Genomic DNA, 19,700 nt, shown 5'->3' on the forward strand with positions numbered 1-19,700 from the left:
AGCCCGGCTCGGGCCGATCGCCCCGGGGCCGCCCTTGCGGACCGGTCGCGCCAGGACCGGTCAGGCGGCGGAGGGCACCGCGGTGTCGTCGCTGGTCGTGCGCGGACGCACGGGGATGGGGGTCGCCACGGCGGCACCGGCGAGCACCGTCTCCTCGCGGGCGACCTCGTGGCTGACCTCGCGGAGCACGTCGGAGAGCGGCACCTCGAGGGCGGCGCACAACGACGCCAGCAGCTCGGAGGACGCCTCCTTCTGGCCACGTTCGATCTCGGAGATGTAGCCGAGACTGACCCGGGCACCTGCGGAGACCTCGCGCAGCGTCATGCCGCGCTGCATCCGCTGACGACGCAGCACGTCACCGAGCGAACTTCGGAAGAGCACCATGCGCGCGTTCCTTTCACCTCAGGTGAGGCGCAACGCTACCCGATGCCGATTGCTTCCCGACGAGACGCCGGGTGAGAAGGTCCAGCGCCGTCGCGACCGTGTCGGCCTGGATGCGTGCGCGGTCCCCGCTGAGGGCGAGCCCGACCACCTCGGAGAGCCCGTCGGGACCGGCCAGGGCGACGAACACGGTGCCGGGCGGGTGGCCCTCCTGGCGTTCGGGGCCGGCGACCCCCGTGGTGGCGAGCGCGTACGACGCGCCGAGCAGCCGTCGTACGCCCGCCGCCATCGCGGCCGCGCAGGCCGCCGAGACGACGCCGTGCTCGTCGACGACGGCGGCCGGGACGCCCAGCACGTCGACCTTCACCTCCGTGGCGTAGGAGACGACGCCGCCGAGGAAGGCGCGCGAGGCACCCGGAACGCCCGTCACCGCCGCCGCCAGGCGACCGCCGGTGAGGGACTCCGCCACCGCCAACGAGGCCCCCGACGCGACCAGCGCGTCGAGGGCCTCGTGGGCGTGCTCGTGGGCGTGCGGTGCGGCCGGTCCGGTGGAGGTCACCCCACCATCATGGCCCGCCTGCCCGGGTCAGGTCAGCGGGTCACCCGGATGGCGACGCTGCCGTACGCCGAGGAGACCGTGCCGCTGCCTTCGTAGTAGATGTACGCGCGGTGCCAACCGGCGGCCATCCCCTGCAGGTTGAGCTTCACGTAGCCGTTGACGAGCTGCGCCCGGTAGGAGCGGTTGCCGTAGACGACGTTCACGAAGCCCGTGGCGCGCGCGCCGCTGGAGTTGCCGACCGTGATGCCGAGGGCACCGCTGCGGTTCGCGACGAACGGCTGCGGCCACTGGACCGGGACCAGCGTCGAGCGGGCCCGGTCGATGGTCACGACCGTGCCGCTGACGGCCGGCAGGGTGCCGGCGTCGCCCGAGTAGCGGATGCCGAACCGGTAGGTGTTCGGCGCCAGCGCCCGGCGCGGGATGGTCAGGACGGCGTAGCCGTTGACGACCTCGGCCGTGGCGTAGGTGCGACCGCCCCAGTAGGCCTCGACGGTGCCGGTGGCGGTGCCCGTGGTGTCGACGGTCACCGGGATGGTGATCGCGTCGCCGTAGGCGCCGTACACCGGCGACGTGATGAGGCTCGACTGCGCCGGCTCGTCCTGGGTGGAGATGCCGACGACGTGCGGCTCGTGGTCGGACGACCGGTACGGGTTCGGCGCGTAGAAGTCGGTGAGGTTGTAGTTGTAGCGGCTGTACTCGTACGCCACCGACTCCACCGCGTTGATCTCCCAGATGTCCGAGCCCGTGACGGACTCGAGCGCCGCGTCGTTCGCCAGCACGTGGTCGAGCGAGCCGGACTGGCCGCTGAAGCTGTAGCTCCACTCGCCCTCGGACTGGAGGTTGGTGTAGCCCGCCTCGTAGAGGACCTGCATCGGGTCCTCCTGCGAGTAGGAGTTGAAGTCGCCCGTGAGGAAGACGGCCTCGGTGCCGAACTCGGCGGCCACCTCGTCGGTGAACGTCACCAGGGCCTCGGCCTGACGCGTGCGGTCGCCGTTGAACGCGCCCTGCTCGCCGTTGGCGTTGTCGCCCGTGGCCGGAGGCGTGGAGTTGCTCTTCGACTTGAAGTGGTTCACGACGACCGTGAAGGCGTCCTCGTCGTCACCGTCGACCGGCACGAAGGCCTGGGCCAGCGGCTGCCGGGCGTTCGAGAACGCCGAGCTGTCGGTGAGGATCCGCGAGTCGCCGACCGTCTCGAGCGCGGCGGGCTTGTAGATGAACGCCGTCCGGATGACGTCCTCGCTAGCGGGCAGTGCCTCGGGCGAGGGCACGAACGCCCACAGCTCGGAGCCGGCGGCCGTGTTCAGCGCCTCGACGAGGGCCGACAGCGCCTCGTCGCGGGGCTTGCCCAGCGAGCGCGAGTTCTCGATCTCCTCGAGCGAGACCACGTCGGCGTCGATCGCGTTGATCGCCGCGACGATCTTCTGCTGCTGACGCTCGAAGCTCGCGTCGGTCGCGGCGCCGCGGGGCCCGTTCGGGTCGCAGCGGTTGGCGCCGATCGGGTTGCCCTCACGGTCGTTGAAGTAGGTGCACGTGCGGCCGTTGCCGCTCGCGACCCAGTCCTGGCCGGTGGTCGTGAAGTAGTTCAGCACGTTGAACGTGGCCAGCTTCAGGTTGCCGCCCACCTCCTCCGGCGCCGCCGTGCGCGTGTTCTCGAACGTGGCCGGAGCCTGGGCACCGGCACGCAGCTGCGTGGTGGGCTGGTACTTCCACGCGTTGTTGCGGTAGTCGAAGACCACCGGCTCGGTGATGGTCGCGCTCGCGTTCACCCGGACCGGCTGGTCCTTCGTGATCCACGGCAGCGCGATGCCGTTGTAGCTGGTGAGGTAGTTCCACGTCGCACCGTCGTCGATGGCGACGCCGCGGGCGAAGTTGTCCGCCTTCACGGCAGCGATCGCGTCGGTGTCGGCCGCGGCCGCGACCTCGGTCGGCGTCAGCAGCGGGGTGTCGCCCACCGCGAGGCCGATCTCGGCGAAGTTGTTGAGGTTGAAGTTGTTCGACACCGTGTAGGTGTCGGTCGGGGCCACGAGCTCGCCCTCGTACATCTCCCGCTCGGCGGCCGTGGCCGGCAGCGCGAACGCGCGCGCCTTGACCTCGACGGTCGGCTCGCCGACGACGACGACCTCGGAGGGCAGCGTCGAGGCGTTGAGCTGGGTGAGCCCGTTGAACTCACCCGGCACGCCGACGACCTCGACGAGGTCGCCGACCCGCGGCGTCGCGTCGCCGAAGCCACCGGTGCCGCCGTAGACGAACACCGCGTCGGACGCGGCGGGGGCCACCTTGGCCTCGCCGCCCGTGCCCTCGGTCTGCATGTAGAAGCCGTCGAACCCGCCCGACGGGTACGCCGCCGTCACGACGCCGCGGGTGCGCACCCGGGTGGCGGGCAGCGGCGTGGCGTCGCCCGTGCCCTGGATCTCCGCGATGGTGACCGTCGGGATCTCGGCCGGCTCCTCGGGCTCCTCGGGCTCCTCCGGCTCGGCGCCGGAGTTCGTCGGGGTGGGCACACCGGCGACGAGGTCGGCGGAGTTCACGTCGGAGTCGACGCCCACGACCGCGCGGGCGACCGAGGTGCCGTTCGTGGTCGCGGGCGCGGCCGCACCCTCGAAGCTGTTGGTGCTCGTGCCCCAGCCCACCATGTCGACCAGGCCGGTGTTGCCGGCGAGGTCGCCGGTCGCCGTGAAGTTCGCGGTGCCGTTCACGAGCAGCACCTGGCCACCGGTGCCCGAGAGCGCCAGCGTCGACTCGGCGTCCGGCGTCGGCAGGGCCGGCTGGTCGGCGTTGTTGCCGAGGGCGGCCTGGACCAGGAAGTAGCCGCCGGGGGCGACGGAGCCCTCGAGCGCCAGGTTGCCGCCGACACCTCCTGCGTTGGAGCGGTACTGGAGGCTCAGCCCGCCCAGCGGGATGTCCGACGTGGTCGGGTTGTACAGCTCGATGAAGTCGTTGCGGAACGCTCCGCCGTTGTTGCCGCCCCCGCCGTACACCTCGTTGATGACGAGACCGGTGCCGGCGGGGTTGGCCTGGGCGGGCATCGTGACGCTGCTGAGACCGGTCAGCACGACGCCGAGGCCGACGACCGCGGCCAGGGAGCGAACGGGACGACGTGCGGCGCGGGTCGAGGACGCCGTCGGTGGGGCTTGGGACACGGGTGGCCTTTCGGGAGGCGAGAGCGCGCGCCGACAGTCGGCGGGACGCCGGCCCAGTCCACTACTCCTGGCACGAAGAAATCAACGTCCCACGATGAACTCCGCGTAACGGTTTGCGTGCACCGAGCGTTTCAGGCCCGATTCGTCCGGGCCGCTCCCCATGGACACCGGCGGACCGGCGTGCTGTCAGGCCCCGCGGGAGCCGGAGCGCAGGGTGTCGCGCTGCCGGAACAGGTCGCGGTAGAACTCGTAGCCCGACCAGAGGGTCATCGCGACGGCCGCGGCGAGCAGCACCTGGGCCGCGTAGAACACCACGTCGCCCGGCACGTCGAGCCAGCCGTCGACCTGACGCAGCGGGAGGGCGAGCAGCCCGAGGGCGAGGGCCTGCAGCACCGTCTTGATCTTGCCGCTCTGCGCGGCGGCGATGACGACCTGCTTGGCGACCGAGAGCCGCAGCAGCGTCACGCTCCACTCCCGCACGAGCACCACGATCGCGACCCACCACCAGACGTCGCCGACGATCGCGAGCCCGACGAGGGCCATGCCGGTGATCGCCTTGTCGGCGATCGGGTCGGCGATCTTGCCGAAGTCGGTCACCTGCCCACGGGCACGGGCGATGTCGCCGTCGATCTTGTCGGTGATCATCGCGACGAAGAAGATGGCCCAGGCCACCGTGCGCCACAGCACCGAGTCGCCGCCGTCGACCAGCAGCGCCCAGCCGAAGAACGGCACGGCGAGGATGCGCACGGTCGTGAGCGCGTTGGGCAGGTTGAAGTTGCTGACCCGCGCGGCCTCGGTCATCGGATCTCCTCGCTCAGCGGCTCGGCGACGAGGTCGACGCCCTCCGACGCGACGACCGTCGCGGGCAGGATGTCGCCGACGCGAGCGCCCTCGAGGGGCAGTCCGTCGACGTCCACGAGCATGGTGGTGCCGTCGACCTCCGGGCCCTGGTGCGCGGCCCGCCCCTCGACGCCCTCGTCGTCGACCGACTCGACGAGCACCTCGACGCGCTCGCCGACCCGCTCCTCGGCGCGCTGCGACGTGAGCTCCTCGACGAGGGCGGTCACGTGCTGCGTGCGGGCGAGGACCTCGTCGTCGCTGTGCTTGCCGTCGTACGACGCCGCCTCGGTGCCGTCCTCGTCGGAGTAGCCGAACACCCCGGTGACGTCGAGACGGGCCGCCTCGAGGAAGTCGCAGAGCACCTCGAGGTCCTCCTCCGTCTCGCCCGGGAACCCGACGATCACGTTGGAGCGGACACCGGCGTGGGGCGCGATCGCCCGGATGCGCTCGAGCAGCGAGAGGAAGCTCTCCGGGTCACCGAAGCGACGCATCCGCCGCAGCACGGGGTTGCTCGCGTGCTGGAAGGAGAGGTCGAAGTAGGGCACCACGCCCGGCGTCGACGCGATGGCCTCGATGAGGCCGGGCCGCGTCTCGGCGGGCTGCAGGTAGGACACCCGCACGCGCTCGACGCCGTCGACGGCCGCCAGCTCGGGCAGGATCGTCTCGAGCAGACGCAGGTCTCCGAGGTCCTTGCCGTAGGACGTCGAGTTCTCGCTGACGAGGAAGACCTCCTTGACGCCCTGCTCCCCCAGCCAGCGCGCCTCCGCGATGACGTCGGAGGGCCGGCGGCTCACGAAGGAGCCGCGGAAGCTCGGGATGGCGCAGAACGTGCACCGGCGGTCGCAGCCGCTCGCGAGCTTGAGCGGCGCGGTGGGTCCGCCGTCGAGGCGGCGCCGCACGGCGCGGGGTCCGCTCGCGGGCGCGGCACCGATCGGGAGGTCGGGCCCGTGGCCGGGGACGCTCAGGCCCGAGCTCTGCTGGGCGTCGCCGCGCTCGGCCGGGGAGATCGGGAGCAGCTTGCGGCGGTCGGACGGCGTGTGCGGGTGGTGCACCTCGCCGGCGACGATCGAGCGCAGCCGTGCCGCGATGTCGGGGTAGTCGTCGAAGCCGAGCACCGCGTCGGCCTCGGGCAGCGACTCGGCGAGCTCGGACCCGTAGCGCTCCGCGAGGCACCCGACGGCCACGACGGCCTTCGCACGGCCACCGTCCTTCAGGTCGGCCGCGGCGAGCAGGGTGTCGACCGAGTCCTTCTTGGCGGACTCGACGAAGCCGCAGGTGTTGACGACGACCGTGTCGGCCTGGTCGGGATCGGTGACGAGGCGGAAGCCGCCCGCCTCCAGGCGACCGGCCAGCTCCTCGGAGTCGACCTCGTTCCGGGCACAGCCGAGGGTGACCATGGCCACCGACAGCGGCTGGTCGGCGGGCGGGGCGGTGGGAGCACTCATGATTGGGCCGAGTATGCCCGCCGACCGCCACCGGCGTCGAAACGGGCGAGCCGCCCGACGACCGGTGTCACGGCACGAGCGTGCGCTGGACCGCGGTGCCGGCCTCACCCAGCGCGGCGACCTCGCCACCGCTGACCCGGGCCGTCACGGAGCCGTCGGTCGACGAGATCCGCAGCGGCGGGACGGCCTCGACCGAGTGGGTCTCCCCCGCGGCCAGGTCGCCCTGCCACACGACGGCACCGTCGCCGTCGCGCACCGTCAGCGACGCGTCGACCTCGCCGGCCTGCAGCTCGAGACCGACGGCGGCGGCCGCCGTGCCCGAGGAGAGGCCCGCGGCGCCGGAGGTCGACTCGACCTCGCGGTCGCCCTCGAACAGCAGCTGGGCGACCGACCACAGCAGCACCAGGGACATCACGGCCGCGACGAGCACCGACCAGTTCGGCCCGCCGCGGGTCGCCCGGAGGCCCCCGCCCGTGGCGCCGGCCAGCTCGGCCTCGAAGACGCGTCGCGCGTCGATGGGGGCGTCGGCGTAGCGCTCGTCGTACGCCGCCAGCAGCTCGGCGGAGTCGACGCCCAGCACGCGGGTGAGCGTGCGGAGGTGACCGCGGGCGTAGAAGTCGCCGCCGCAGGGGCCGAAGTCGTCGACCTCGATGGCCTCGATGACGTGCGGGCGGATGCGGGTGCGCTCGGCGACCTGGTCGACCGAGAGACCGAGGCGCGCACGGGCCGCCGTCAGCTCGGGGCCGATCACGGGCTCGACCGGCTCGTCGGCCGGCGTGCCGTCGTCAGCCGGTCCGGCGAGGGTGGCGACCTCGTCGAACGTGTACGTCGGCAGCTCGGGCTCGCCGGAGCGGCGGAGCTCGGAGGCCTCGGGCAGACGCTCCTCGGCCTCGTGCTCCGAGCGGGCGGCGCCCCGGAGGTCGCGCAGGGGCAGCGGCGTCGCGCTGGCGCGGACGGCGGGCACGACCGCGATCGGGCCGGTGGCCTCGGCGTCGGACCGGTCGTCGTCCCAGCCGTCGTCGCCACGGTCGTCGGCACGGTTGTCGTGCCCGGCCGACGCGCCCTCCTCCGACCACGCCACGACGGAGTCATCCTCGCGCTCGCGGCCGCGTCGGCGGTACTCGGCGACCCGGGCGATGAGGGCCGCGGCCCAGGGAGCGACCCGGCGGACCTCGGGGCGCGAGCCCGCGGCCTCGTCGTCACGCTCGTCGACGCCCTCGTCGCCGGTCTCGTCGCCGGTCTCGTCGCCGGTCTCGTCGCCGGTCTCGTCGCGGACATCGTCCAGGGGCTGCTCGTCGTACGTCGGGGTGGTCGCGGGCTGCTCGTCGCGGTCGCGCTCCTCGTCCCAGCGGCCGACGGAGGTCAGCACGGGCAGGTCGCGGGCGACCGTGTACGCCGCCACGGGCTGCGTCGGGGGCACGTCGTCGACCTCGGGCGCCGGGTCGGCGAGGTCGGAGCGCACCTCGGGCCGGACCTCGGGCTCGTCCTCGATCCCGGCCTCGATCCCGGCCTCGGCGTCGGGCTCGACGACCTCGGCAGCGGCCGCGACCGGCTCGGGCACGACGATCTCGACGTCGTCGTCGGCGAGCCGCAGCAGCGCCTCGGTGAGGTCGGGGGCGCCGACGACGCGCGTCGAGAGCCCCAGCGGCAGCGCGAACGCACCGCCGTGGAGGAGACGGGTGACCCAGGCCTGACGGCGGGCGCGCCCGTCGAGCGCGGCGACCACGTCGTCGGCCTCGAACGGCTCCACCACGAGGCGTCCGTCGCGGAGCAGTCCCGCGCGGGGGCGGTGGACGACGTGGTCGATGCTCGGCCACGGCAGGCCCTGCCAGGTGCGACCGAAGCGCAGGCGCACCCCGTGCTGGTCGATCACGGCGAGCGGCACCCGGCCGTCGACGAAGGCGGAGAGGTGCAGCACGGCGAGGACGCCGAGCACCGCGGTGACGGTCCAGTCCAGCCAGGTGCCGCCGGCGGCGGCGCGGCTGAACCAGGCGACCGCGACACCGGCGGCCAGCGACCCCACGACACCGGACACGACGCCGTTGCGCCGTACCTCGACGACCTCGTCGACGGCGCCCTGGGGCGACGTGGACGGGTCGCCGTGGACCACCGGGTCGAAGCCGCCCGGCACGACGCCGAGGACGTCCCACCCGGGCTGGCGCGGCGTACCGATGCCGAACGGGTCACGACGGGCGCGGTCGCCCGCGCGCGTCGGGTCGGCCGGCAGGTCCGCCGGTGCTGTCGCGTCGCTGTTCCTCGTCACTGCTCCCCCTGCAAGGTCAGGATCACGGAGTCGATCTCGTCCGGCTTGACCAGCACGTCGCGGGCCTTCGACCCCTCGCTCGGGCCGACCACGCCGCGGCTCTCGAGGATGTCCATCAGTCGTCCGGCCTTCGCGAAGCCGACCCGCAGCTTGCGCTGCAGCATCGACGTCGAGCCGAACTGCGTGGAGACGATGAGCTCGACGGCCTGGATGACCAGGTCGAGGTCGTCGCCGATGTCGTCGTCGAGCTCGCGCTTGCTCTGCGCGGGCGCCGTGACGTCGTCGCGGTAGCTGGGCTCCAGCTGGCCGCGGCAGTGCTTGACGACCTGGGCGATCTCCGCCTCGGTCACCCACGAGCCCTGGACGCGGATCGGCTTCGACGACCCCATCGGCAGGAACAGGCCGTCACCCTGGCCGACGAGCTTCTCGGCGCCCGGCTGGTCGAGGATGACCCGGCTGTCGGCGAGCGACGAGGTCGCGAACGCCAGTCGCGACGGCACGTTGGCCTTGATGAGGCCGGTGACGACGTCGACCGAGGGCCGCTGCGTCGCGAGCACCAGGTGGATGCCCGCCGCACGGGCGAGCTGGGTGATGCGCACGATCGCGTCCTCGACGTCGCGCGGGGCCACCATCATGAGGTCGGCGAGCTCGTCGACGATGACGACGAGATAGGGGTACGGCGCCAGCGTGCGCTCGCTGCCGGGCGGCACCTCGACCTTGCCCGCCCGCACGGCCTTGTTGAAGTCGTCGACGTGGCGGAAGCCGAAGTTGGCCAGGTCGTCGTAGCGCATGTCCATCTCGCGCACGACCCAGGCCAGCGCCTCGGCGGCCTTCTTCGGGTCGGTGATGATCGGGGTGATGAGGTGCGGGATGCCCTCGTAGGCGTTCAGCTCGACCCGCTTGGGGTCGACCATGATCATCCGGACCTCGTCGGGCGTCGAGCGCATCAGCAGCGACGTGATCATCGAGTTGATGAAGCTGGACTTTCCGGAGCCCGTGGCGCCGGCGACCAGCAGGTGGGGCATCTTCGCGAGGTTCGCGACGACGAAGCCGCCCTCGACGTCCTTGCCGAGGCCCGCGATCGTCGGGTGCGGCTCCGAGCGCGCCGTGTTCGACCGGAGCACGTCGCCGAGGGAGACGATCTCCTTGTCGATGTTCGGGATCTCGATGCCGATCGCCGACTTGCCCGGGATCGGGCTGAGGATGCGCACGTCGGCGGAGGCGACGGCGTACGCGATGTTCTTGCTGAGCGCCGTGACCTTCTCCACCTTGACGGCGGGCCCGAGCTCGACCTCGTAGCGCGTGACGGTCGGTCCGCGCGTGTAGCCGGTGACCTGGGCGTCGATGTTGAACTCGCTCATCACCTGGGTGAGGCGGTCGACGACGGCGTCCGAGGCCTTCGAGCGGGCCTTGTGCACCGAGCCGGGCTTGAGCACCTCGCTCTGGGGCAGCGAGTAGGCGATGTCGCCGGAGAGCGAGAGCTGCTCGACGCGCTGGGGCAGCTGGGCGTGCGGCGGCGGCACCAGGTCGCCCTTGCGGGCGGACTCGGCGTGGGCCTCCGTCGGCACGTCGGCGTCGTAGCCGTCCTCGTCGCCGTCGGCCTCGGTGGAGGGGGCGACGAACGGCCGCGCCGCGGGGCGGGCGGGCGAGGAGAGGTCGACGCTCTGGGCGAAGTCGACGGCGTCGGGGCCGCCCGCCTCCGCGGCGGCCAGCGCGGCCTGCTCGTCGGCGGCGGCCTGCTCGGCCTCCTTCTCGGCCTTGCGGCGGGCGCGCTTCTCCTTGCGGCTCTCGGCGTCGGTGAGCACCGGGGAGTCGTAGGGCCGGGCCCCCGCGTCGGGGTCGATCTCGTCGTCGTACGACGACCGCGCGGCCGTGTCGTCGGCGGTGGGGGGCGTGCCCATGAGGCGGTCCCGGGCCTCCCGCAGGCGGGCCGGGATCTGGTAGACGGGCGTCGCCGTGATGATGAGGATGCCGAAGAACGACAGCAGGGCGAGCAGCGGCACGACGACGAACGGGGTGCGGAGCAGGTCGAGCAGCAGGCTCGAGACGACGAAGCCCACCGCCCCGCCGGCGGTCTGCAGGCTGTCGGTGTCGCCGAGCTCGGGCTGCGGGTTGCCGTTCGCGATGTGCACGATGCCGAGCACGCCGAAGACGAGCGCCGTCCAGCCGATGACCTGGCGACCGGCGGGGCCGTTGCGCTCGGGGTCGCGCATGTTGCGCCAGCCGACGTAGACGAGCATCAGCGGCACGAAGCCGGCGGTCTTGCCGACCGAGCCGGCGACCATCGTGCGCACCGTCTCGAGCACGGACCCGTCGAACTGCCACCACACCGCGCCGGCGACGACGACGGCGAGGCCGATGAGCAGGAGGCCGACCCCGTCACGGCGGTGCTCGGGCTCGACCTCGCGCGCGGCGTGGCCGACGCCGCGGACGGCGCTGCCGACCGCGTGGGCGATGCCCAGCCAGCAGGCGGCGATCCCCCGTCCGACGAGCGCGAAGAAGCGCAGCACCGGTCCGGGACCGGTGCGCACCGCCCGCGGGGCCGGACGGCTCGACGAGCCGGTCGGCTTGCGTGCGGGCGCGCGGCCTCGCGAGGAGGTGGATCGTCCGGACTTGCTGCCGGTACTCCGGGATCGGGCGCTCGAGGTGCCTCGTGCTGATGCGTTCTTGGAGGTGCTCGAGCTCCGCGACCCCGGCGGGGAAGACGTACGGGTCGCCATGGTCCGAACCCTAGGTGATCGTCACACCTGCATCATGCTTCACAGGATGCGTGTCGCGACCGCATCTTCGCGGGGCTCGCGCCACGTCCTCCGGCCGGGCCCGGAGGCCCCGGATCACCAGAGCTCGACGCCGAGCACGGTGGCGAACCAGGGTGCGACGACCAGCCACGTGGGCAGCACGAGGAGCGCGCCGGCGGCCACGAGCACGGCGACCGACTGCGCCCGACGCGGCTCGGGCTCGCCGAGCACCTCGATGCGGGCGAGCAGGTCGCCCCGTCGGCCGGACCCCGCGCCGAGCGCCGCGGCCGGCGTACGCGCCTCGGCCAGCTGCACCAGCGCCTGGGCGAGCGGACGGCGCCCCGCCGTGCGGGCGGCGGCCCGGTCGGCACACATCTCGATGAGCAGACGGACCTCCGCGAGGGCCGACGCGCTCGACACCCAGCGCGGGAAGGCCTGGTGGAGCACGTCGAAGAGCTCGACCACGAGGTCGTGCCGGAAGCGCAGGTGGGCCCGCTCGTGGGCCACCACGGCGTCCACCTCGGCGTCGTCGAGGCGCTCCATGGCCCCGGCCGAGACCACGACGCGCCCGTGGAGGCCGGGCAGGCAGTAGGCGACGGGGGCGTCGTCGTCGAGCACGCGCACCCCCCGCTCCCCCGGTCGGCCGAGGAGGTCGAGCTGCTGGGCGTGGAGGCGGCGCAGGCGTCGCAGGGTGCCCCCCACCCGGTGGGCGCTGAGGGCCAGTCGCCCCGCGACGAGGCCGGTGACCGCCAGGGCCACTCCCCCGACCACCCCCTCCAGCGCGTTCGGCATGGTCGACCCGATCGGCAGCACGTGGGCGCTCACCAGCGCCAGCGTCGCCCCGAGGGCGGCGAGCACCGCGGCCAGCGCGACCGCCTGCCACAGCACGAGCGCGGCGTACGGCGTGCGCCGCAGCCACGTCGTCCGGGCCAGCAGCGCCGCGACGGGACCCGCCAGCACCACGGCGAGCACGCCGAGGAGCAGGGGGGTCATCATCGTGGCCACGGCGGCGGACTCAGCTCGTGCCGGTGGGGTCGTCGTCGGGGGCCACGCGCGCGAGCGCGGCCCGGAGCGCGTCGAGGTCGTCGGCGCTGGCCTCACCGACGAACGCCACGAGGGCGCCCGCACGGTCCTGCCGGCCGATGTCGTCGAGCGCCCCGCGCATGAGCGCGGCGGTCATCTCGCCACGGGTGGCGCGGGCGCGGTAGCGGTAGGCCCGGCCGTCGCGCTGCTGGTCGAGCATCTCCTTGCGCGCGAGGCGGTCCATGACCGTCATGACGGTCGTGTAGGCGACCTCGTGGCTGGTCGCGACGGCCTCGTGCACGTCCCGCACGGTCAGCCACTCGTCGTCCCCCGTGGCCCAGAGGACGTCCATGACGGCGCGCTCCAGGTCTCCCAGTGCTGATCTCGAAGGTCTCACCCGGGAAGTGTACCTACGAAGATCCGTCGTACTACACTCTGTCGTAGTTACTACACAGCGTCGTAGTAACCACTGGGCTCGGGCCCAGCGCGATCACTCCTTCAACGGATGCCAGGAGATTGAGCAATGGAGCTCGTCGACATCGCCCGGTGGCAGTTCGGGATCGTCACCGTCTACCACTTCCTCTTCGTGCCGCTGACGATCGGCCTCACGCTGATCGTCGCCCTCTTCGAGACCTTCTGGCTCCGCACGAAGGACCCGGCGTACCTGCGCCTCACCAAGTTCTTCGGCAAGCTCTTCCTCATCAACTTCGCCCTCGGCCTCGTGACCGGGATCGTGCAGGAGTTCCAGTTCGGGATGAACTGGTCCGACTACTCCCGCTTCGTCGGCGACGTCTTCGGCGCCCCGCTGGCCATCGAGGGCCTGCTCGCCTTCTTCCTCGAGTCGACCTTCCTCGGCCTGTGGATCTTCGGCTGGGACAAGCTGCCGCGGCTCGTGCACGCGGCCTGCATGTGGATCGTGCACCTCGGGGTGCTGGCCAGCTCCTGGTTCATCCTGGCCGCCAACTCGTGGATGCAGCACCCGGTCGGCTACCGGTTCGACGAGGAGTCCGGGCGCGCCGAGCTCACCGACTTCGCCGCCGTCATGTTCAACAAGGTGCAGCTCGTGACGTTCCCGCACGTCGTGCTCGCGGCGTACCTCACCGCGGGGGCCTTCGTGATCGGCGTCAGCGCGTGGCTCTACGCCTCGAAGAAGCACGGCAGCCGCGTGCCGGGCGAGGACGACCCGGACGCCGCCGAGGTGCTGGAGACCGCGCGCAGCGACCGCGCGATGTACCGCAAGGCGATGCGCATCAGCGCCGTCGTCATGCTGGTCGGCGGCATCGGCGTGGTCGTCTCGGGCGACGTGCAGGGCAAGATCATGACCGAGGTCCAGCCCATGAAGATGGCCGCGGCCGAGGCGCTCTACGAGACCGAGGAGAGCTGCGCGCCGTTCTCCGTCTTCACCATCGGCACCCCCGACGGCACCGAGGAGAAGTTCGCCGTCACGGTGCCCTGCCTGCTCTCGTTCCTCGGCACCGGCAGCTTCGACGGCGAGGTCAAGGGCATCAACGAGCTGCGGGAGACCTACCGCGAGACGTACGGCGCCGACCCCGGCGCGGCCTACTACACCGCCAGCGAGTACGTGCCGAACATCCCCGTCACCTACTGGACCTTCCGCTGGATGATGGGCTTCGGCGCCCTCGGCGGTGCCGGCGCGGTGCTGGTGCTCTGGCTGACGCGCCGCAGCCGCGAGGAGAAGGTGGCCCCCGCCTGGATCGGTCGCGTCGGCATCGGCCTGCCCGTGGTGATGGTGCTCGCCAACTCGATGGGCTGGATCTTCACCGAGATGGGGCGCCAGCCGTGGGTCGTGTTCGGCCTGATGACCACCGAGAGCGGAGTCTCCCCCGGCGTCAGCGTCACGGAGGCGCTCATCTCCGTCATCACGCTGACCTCCCTCTACGCCGTGCTGTTCGTCATCGAGATGAAGCTGCTCGCGAAGACCGTGCGCAAGGGGCCCGAGGAGTTCGTCGAGCCGCCCGACCCGGGGTCGAAGGACCACGACCCCGACGCCCAGCTCAACTTCGCCTACTGACCGCCCGGACCAGGAGAAAGTCATGCTCGGTATGGAGCTCACCACCGTCTGGTTCGTCATCATCGCGTTCCTCTGGATCGGCTACTTCGCCCTCGAGGGCTTCGACTTCGGGGTCGGCATGCTGGTGCCGGTCCTGGCGCGCGACGAGACGGAGCGACGCGTCCTCATCAACACGGTCGGCCCCGTCTGGGACGGCAACGAGGTCTGGCTGCTCGTGGCGGGCGGCGCGACGTTCGCCGCCTTCCCGGAGTGGTACGCGACCCTCTTCAGCGGCTACTACCTGCCGCTGCTGCTCATCCTGGTCGCGCTGATCCTGCGCAACCTCGCGTTCGAGTACCGCCACAAGGGCGACACGCAGCAGTGGCGCGACCGGTGGGACCTCGCCCTGATCGGCGGCTCCTTCGTGCCGGCCGTGCTGTGGGGCGTGGCGTTCGCCAACATCGTCGGCGGCTCCCCCATCGACGCCGACAAGGAGTTCACGGGCACCCTCTTCACCCTCCTCAACCCGCACGGGCTCCTGGGCGGCCTGACGACGCTGCTGCTCTTCGCCACCCACGGCGCGATGTTCGTCGCGCTCAAGACGGACGGCGACATCCGGCACCGGGCGCGGGCGCTCGCCGTGCGCCTCGGGATCGCGGCCGCCGTCGTGGCCGTGGTGTTCCTCGCCTGGACCCAGGCGCGCACCGGCGACACCTCGTCGGCCGTCGCGTTCGTCGCCGCGGCGCTCGTGCTGGTCGGCGGCATCGGGGCCGCCTCCGCCGGTCGGGAGGGCTGGGCGTTCCTCGGCACGTTCCTCGCGATCGTGCTCGCGGTGGCCGGCCTGTTCCTGGCGCTCTTCCCGGACGTGATGGTCTCCTCCACCAGCCCGGCGTTCTCCCTCACCACCACCAACGCCGCGGCCTCGCCGTACTCGCTGACGGTGATGACGTGGGCGGCGGCGATCTTCACGCCGCTGGTGATCGGCTACCAGTCGTGGACCTACTGGGTGTTCCGCAAGCGCATCTCGACCCACCACATCCCCACCGCCGACCTCGCCGACGCGCGCTGAGCCGGCGACCGTGAAGCCCCTCGACCCCCGGGTCCTCCCCCACCTCGCCCCCGCCCGCGGACCGCTAGCGGTGGTGCTGGGCGCCAGCGTCGCCGGCGGCGTGCTGCTCGTCGTGCAGGCGTTCGCCCTCGCGGCGACCGTCGCGTCGCTGGTGGCCGACCCGGGGGGAACGGCGTGGCGCACGCCCGCCCTGGTCTTCGCGGTCACGCTGCTGGGCCGCGCGCTCGCGTCGTACGTCGGCGACGTCGCGGCGGCCCGGGCGGCCGCGGCGGTGACGGTGCGGCTGCGCGACCTCGTGCTGCGCTCGGCGCTCGACCGGCCGGCCGGTGGCGCGGGCGGTCGGCAGCGGCTCGGCGAGCTGGGGCTGCTCAGCACGCGCGGGGTGAGCGCGGTCGAGCCGTACCTCACGAAGTACCTGCCCGCGCTGGTGCTCGCGGTCGTGCTGCCGGCGCTGACGCTGCTGGCGATCGCGTCGCTGGACTGGCTGAGCGCGCTCGTCGTCGTGCTGACGCTGCCGCTGGTGCCGGTCTTCGCGATCCTCATCGGGATGGCGACGCGCGACAAGGCCGACGAGCAGTGGCACGTGCTCGGGCAGCTGGCGGGGCACTTCGTCGACGTGGTGCGCGGTCTGCCCACGCTCGTCGCCCACCGCCGGGCCCGCGCGCAGGCGCCGCGCATCCGGGAGGTCACCGATCGCTACCGCCGGACCAACACCGAGGTGCTCAAGGTCGCGTTCGCCTCGTCCGCGGCCCTCGAGCTCATCGCCACGATCTCGGTGGCCCTGGTCGCGGTGCTCGTGGGCCTGCGGCTCGCCGGTGGTGGTCTCGGCCTCGAGACGGCGCTCACCGTGCTGCTCCTGGCGCCCGAGGCCTACTGGCCGCTGCGCCGCGTCGGCGCCGAGTTCCACGCCGCGGCGGAGGGCACCGCGACGTTCGAGGCGATCCACGCGCTGCTGGAGGAGGGCGGGTCGGACAGCACGGCGGTCGGCGCGGCGACGGTCGGCGCGGCGGGGACGGGCCTCGCGCTGCGGGGCGACGTCCGCGTCGAGGGGCTCACGGTCGGCTGGCCGGGCGCCGGGCGCCCGGTGCTGGCCGGGCTCGACGTACGCATCCCCGAGCGGGGCCTCACCGTGGTCACCGGGCCGTCGGGCTGCGGCAAGTCGACCCTGCTGACGGTGCTGCGGGGCGAGCTGGCGTACGACGGCTCGGTGCGGGTCGGCGGCACCGACCTGCGCGGCGTCGACCCGGCGGCCTGGCGGACGCAGGTCGCGACGTACGCCCAGCGCCCCTGGCTGCTCGACGGCACCGTCGCGGAGAACGTGCGCGTCGGCCGACCGACGGCCACCGACGACGAGGTGCGGGCCGCCCTCGCCGCGGTCGACCTCGCGGACGTCGTGGCCGCCCTGCCCGACGGCATCGACACGGCCCTGGGCGAGGACGGCGGCGGGCTCTCCGCCGGCCAGCGCGCCCGACTGGCCCTCGCCCGCGTCGTCGTGAGCGACCGGCCGTACGTGCTCCTCGACGAACCGACCGCCCACCTCGACGCCGCCACCGAGCAGGTGCTGCTGCGGGTGATCGTCGAGCTCGCCCGCGCGCGCTGCGTCGTCGCCGTCGCCCACCGCCCCGCGCTCGTCGACGCCGCCGACCACGTGGTGGCGCTCGGGGGCGGGGTGGTGGGGGCGTCGACGTCGTCCCTGGTTTCCCCGGTCGACCGGGGACACCAGGACTGGGAGGGCAAAGCAATGGCCGCCCAGTCCGGGAATCCCCGGTCGACCGGGGAAACCTGGGAGCTCGCCCGGACTCCCGCCACCCCCACCCCCGACCCGACGGAGGCCCCGCGGCCCCGCCTCGGGGCGCGCCGCCAGTGGGCACTGGCGACGCTGCTCGGCGTGCTGGCGGCGGCGTTCGGCGTGGCGCTCACGGCGACCGCCGGGTGGCTCATCGTGCGCGCCTCCGAGCAGCCGCCCGTGCTGATGCTGATGGTCGCGATCGTGGGCGTCCGCACGTTCGGCCTCGGCCGGCCGGCGATGCGGTACGCCGAGCGCCTGCTCAGCCACGACGTCGCCCTCCGCGCCCTCGCGGAGCGTCGGGCGCGGGTGTACGACGCCCTCGTCCCGCTCGTGCCGGCCCGCCTCGGTGGCCGCGGGGGCCGTCGTCGCGGAGACCTCCTGGCCTCCCTGGTCGACGACGTCGACAGCCTCCTCGACGAGCAGCTGCGCGTGCGGATGCCGCTGGTCACCTTCGCCGGGGTCACCGTCCTCACCGCCGCCGTGGCCGTCCCCCTGCTGCCCTCGGCCGGCACCGTCGCGGTCGCCACTGCCGTCGTCGGCGGCGGCCTCGCCTGGGCCACGAGCCGGTACGGCGTCGCCCGCCAGGCTCCGCGCATCGTCGCCGCCCGGGCGCGCGTCACCGAGGAGGCGCTCGGCCTGCTCGCCGACACCCGGGAGCTCGTGGCCTGGCAGGCGGACACCGCCGCGCTGGCTCGGGTCGCCGCAGCCGGGGGCGCGTCCGGCACCGCCACCACCGCCGCGGCCCGTGCGACGGCCCTCGGCCGGGCGTGGCCGACGGTCGCGGCCGCCGCCGGCGTCCTCGGTGTCGCCGCCGTCGGTGGCCCCGCCATCGTCGCCGGTTCGGTGAGCGCCCCGGTGCTCGCTCTGCTGCTCCTGCTGCCGCTCGCCCTGGTGGACGTCACCGCTCCGCTCGCCGACGCGGGCGCGCTGCGCGTCACGACGCGCGCCGCTGCTGCCCGCATCGACGGCCTCGACGACCTGGAGCCCGCCGTCGTCGACCCGGCCCGGCCCGTCCCGCTCGCCGGCGACGCCGCCCTGGATCTCGTGCTGGCGGACGTCGGCGCCGGCTGGTCACCGGGCACCACCGACCTGCGCCCCGTCTCCCTCGACCTCCCGCCGGGGGCCCGGATCGGCGTCGTGGGCCCGTCCGGGAGCGGCAAGTCCACGCTGGCGGCCGTGCTCGTGCGCTTCCTGCAGCCCGCCTCCGGCCGCTACGCGCTCGACGGCACGGACGTGACGTCGGCCGCGGCCGACGACGTGCGCGCCCTGGTCGGCCTCGTCGACGACGACCCCTACCTGTTCGGGTCCACGGTCGCCGAGAACGTCCGCCTGGCCCGGCCCGACGCGACCGACGCCGAGGTGACCGCGGCGCTCCACCGCGCCCGCATGGACCTCTGGCTCGCCGACCAGCCCGCCGGCATCGCCACCCGGCTCGGTGACGGCGGGGTGGGGGTGTCCGGCGGTGAGCGCGCCCGCATCGGCCTCGCCCGCGCCCTGCTCGCCGACTCCCCCGTGCTGGTGCTCGACGAGCCGACGGCGCACCTCGACGCGGGCACGGCGGCCGCCGTGACCGCCGACCTGCTCGCCGGCGCGTCCGGGCGCTCGGTCGTGTGGATCACCCACGGCACCGTCGGGCTCGACGAGATGGACGCCGTGCTCGACCTCGGGACCCGCTCCGGACCCGGGGGCCACGCCCCGCTCCGACCTGCCATGCTGCCCCGGTGCTCGCCTACCTCTGCTGGGGCCTCTTCGCGGTGATCGCCGTCGCCGACTGGTTCGCCGTCGGCACGGGCGACCGTCGTACGGAGGCCGTCGTCAAGCCCGCGGCCCTGCTCGCGCTGACGACCGCGGCCCTGGCCGGCGGCGCGGCCGAGGAGCCGGCCGGCCTCTGGCTGGTGGGGGCGCTCCTGCTGGGCACGGTGGGCGACGTGCTGCTGCTCGAGAGCAGCGAACGCCGCTTCCTCGGCGGGCTCTCCGCGTTCCTCGTGGGGCACCTCGCGTACGTCGTGTCGTTCGCCCTGCTCGGGCTGTCGGCGTCGTGGTGGTTGGCCGGCGGCGTGGTCGCGCTCGCCCTCTCGGGGCTCGTCGCGCAGCGCGTGCTGCTGGCGACCTGGACCGCCGGCGGCCCGGCGCTCGCCGTGCCCGTGGCCCTCTACACCGCCGTGATCGGCGCCATGCTCGTGACCGGCTTCGCGACGGAGCAGCCGCTCGTCGCGGCGGGAGCGACGGTCTTCGTCGTCAGCGACACCGTGCTCGCGCTCGACCGCTTCGCCCGGCCGGCGCGGTGGCGCGACCCCGTGCCGCACGTCGTCGTGATGGTCACCTACCACCTCGGCCAGGCCCTCATCGTGCTCGGCGTGCTCGCCGCGCTCTGACCTCCTACCTCCGGAGGAGGTCAGGTGCGCACCTGCGCCGGATGTGTCGACCCCCTCCCCCGTCCGA

13 protein-coding genes are annotated in these 19,700 nt (G+C 73.5%); 4 read left to right on the forward strand and 9 right to left on the reverse strand.

Annotation, left to right across the window (positions count from 1 at the left end; all coding sequences use genetic code 11):
* Positions 1-60: 60 nt before the first annotated feature.
* The 9 genes from K329_RS0113865 to K329_RS0113905 form a co-directional block, all read right to left on the reverse strand.
* Positions 61-384, reverse strand: coding sequence for a helix-turn-helix domain-containing protein (locus K329_RS0113865; protein WP_028473520.1), 324 nt, complete (start codon positions 382-384; stop codon positions 61-63).
* A gap of 13 nt (positions 385-397) precedes the next feature.
* A complete protein-coding gene (locus K329_RS0113870) occupies positions 398-940 on the reverse strand; it encodes a nicotinamide-nucleotide amidohydrolase family protein (RefSeq protein ID WP_084541292.1) in 543 nt (180 codons plus the stop codon).
* Between the two features lie 32 nt (positions 941-972).
* A complete protein-coding gene (locus K329_RS26825; RefSeq protein ID WP_052336887.1) occupies positions 973-4,080 on the reverse strand; it encodes an ExeM/NucH family extracellular endonuclease in 3,108 nt (1,035 codons plus the stop codon).
* Between the two features lie 186 nt (positions 4,081-4,266).
* Complete coding sequence (pgsA, locus tag K329_RS0113880) at positions 4,267-4,881, reverse strand: CDP-diacylglycerol--glycerol-3-phosphate 3-phosphatidyltransferase (RefSeq protein WP_028473522.1); 615 nt, start codon at positions 4,879-4,881, stop codon at positions 4,267-4,269.
* Positions 4,878-6,329 (reverse strand): 30S ribosomal protein S12 methylthiotransferase RimO, encoded by a 1,452-nt coding sequence (gene rimO, locus K329_RS0113885; protein ID WP_028473523.1) that lies wholly within the window; start codon positions 6,327-6,329, stop codon positions 4,878-4,880. Before rimO ends, pgsA begins: the two co-directional genes overlap by 4 nt.
* Before the next feature lie 103 nt (positions 6,330-6,432).
* A complete protein-coding gene (locus K329_RS29635; protein ID WP_052336889.1) occupies positions 6,433-8,628 on the reverse strand; it encodes a helix-turn-helix domain-containing protein in 2,196 nt (731 codons plus the stop codon).
* On the reverse strand, positions 8,625-11,348 hold the full coding sequence (locus tag K329_RS0113895; protein ID WP_028473524.1) for an FtsK/SpoIIIE family DNA translocase: 2,724 nt from the start codon (positions 11,346-11,348) through the stop codon (positions 8,625-8,627). The genes K329_RS29635 and K329_RS0113895 overlap by 4 nt, the downstream gene beginning before the upstream one ends.
* A gap of 114 nt (positions 11,349-11,462) precedes the next feature.
* Positions 11,463-12,362: a M56 family metallopeptidase gene (locus K329_RS0113900; RefSeq protein ID WP_052336918.1), complete on the reverse strand. Its 900-nt coding sequence runs from the start codon at positions 12,360-12,362 to the stop codon at positions 11,463-11,465.
* Between the two features lie 19 nt (positions 12,363-12,381).
* Positions 12,382-12,786, reverse strand: coding sequence for a BlaI/MecI/CopY family transcriptional regulator (locus tag K329_RS0113905; RefSeq protein WP_028473526.1), 405 nt, complete (start codon positions 12,784-12,786; stop codon positions 12,382-12,384).
* Between the two features lie 126 nt (positions 12,787-12,912).
* On the opposite strand from K329_RS0113905, the gene K329_RS0113910 reads away from it, so the two are divergent.
* Genes K329_RS0113910 through K329_RS29640 form a run of 4 tightly spaced genes read left to right on the forward strand, consistent with a single transcriptional unit; the run spans position 12,913 to position 19,633 of the window.
* Positions 12,913-14,421, forward strand: coding sequence for a cytochrome ubiquinol oxidase subunit I (locus K329_RS0113910; RefSeq protein ID WP_028473527.1), 1,509 nt, complete (start codon positions 12,913-12,915; stop codon positions 14,419-14,421).
* Between the two features lie 31 nt (positions 14,422-14,452).
* Positions 14,453-15,469 carry a cytochrome d ubiquinol oxidase subunit II gene (gene cydB, locus K329_RS0113915; protein ID WP_028473528.1) on the forward strand — a complete coding sequence of 339 codons (1,017 nt, stop codon included), beginning with the start codon at positions 14,453-14,455 and terminating at the stop codon, positions 15,467-15,469.
* A gap of 10 nt (positions 15,470-15,479) precedes the next feature.
* Positions 15,480-19,016 (forward strand): thiol reductant ABC exporter subunit CydD, encoded by a 3,537-nt coding sequence (cydD, locus tag K329_RS26835; RefSeq protein ID WP_084541293.1) that lies wholly within the window; start codon positions 15,480-15,482, stop codon positions 19,014-19,016.
* A complete protein-coding gene (locus K329_RS29640; protein ID WP_052336890.1) occupies positions 18,980-19,633 on the forward strand; it encodes a lysoplasmalogenase in 654 nt (217 codons plus the stop codon). The genes cydD and K329_RS29640 overlap by 37 nt, the downstream gene beginning before the upstream one ends.
* Positions 19,634-19,700: the final 67 nt, after the last annotated feature.

This window comes from Nocardioides alkalitolerans DSM 16699, assembly GCF_000426525.1.
Taxonomy (GTDB): domain Bacteria; phylum Actinomycetota; class Actinomycetes; order Propionibacteriales; family Nocardioidaceae; genus Nocardioides; species Nocardioides alkalitolerans.

What these genes read in the sequence shown, in the direction of transcription:
- K329_RS0113865 (WP_028473520.1), bottom strand. Translation starts at nt 384, where the DNA reads ATGGTGCTCTTCCGAAGTTCGCTCGGTGACGTGCTGCGTCGTCAGCGG.
- pgsA (WP_028473522.1), bottom strand. Translation starts at nt 4,881, where the DNA reads ATGACCGAGGCCGCGCGGGTCAGCAACTTCAACCTGCCCAACGCGCTC.
- K329_RS0113895 (WP_028473524.1), bottom strand. Translation starts at nt 11,348, where the DNA reads ATGGCGACCCGTACGTCTTCCCCGCCGGGGTCGCGGAGCTCGAGCACC.
- K329_RS0113900 (WP_052336918.1), bottom strand. Translation starts at nt 12,362, where the DNA reads ATGATGACCCCCCTGCTCCTCGGCGTGCTCGCCGTGGTGCTGGCGGGT.
- K329_RS0113910 (WP_028473527.1), top strand. Translation starts at nt 12,913, where the DNA reads ATGGAGCTCGTCGACATCGCCCGGTGGCAGTTCGGGATCGTCACCGTC.
- cydB (WP_028473528.1), top strand. Translation starts at nt 14,453, where the DNA reads ATGGAGCTCACCACCGTCTGGTTCGTCATCATCGCGTTCCTCTGGATC.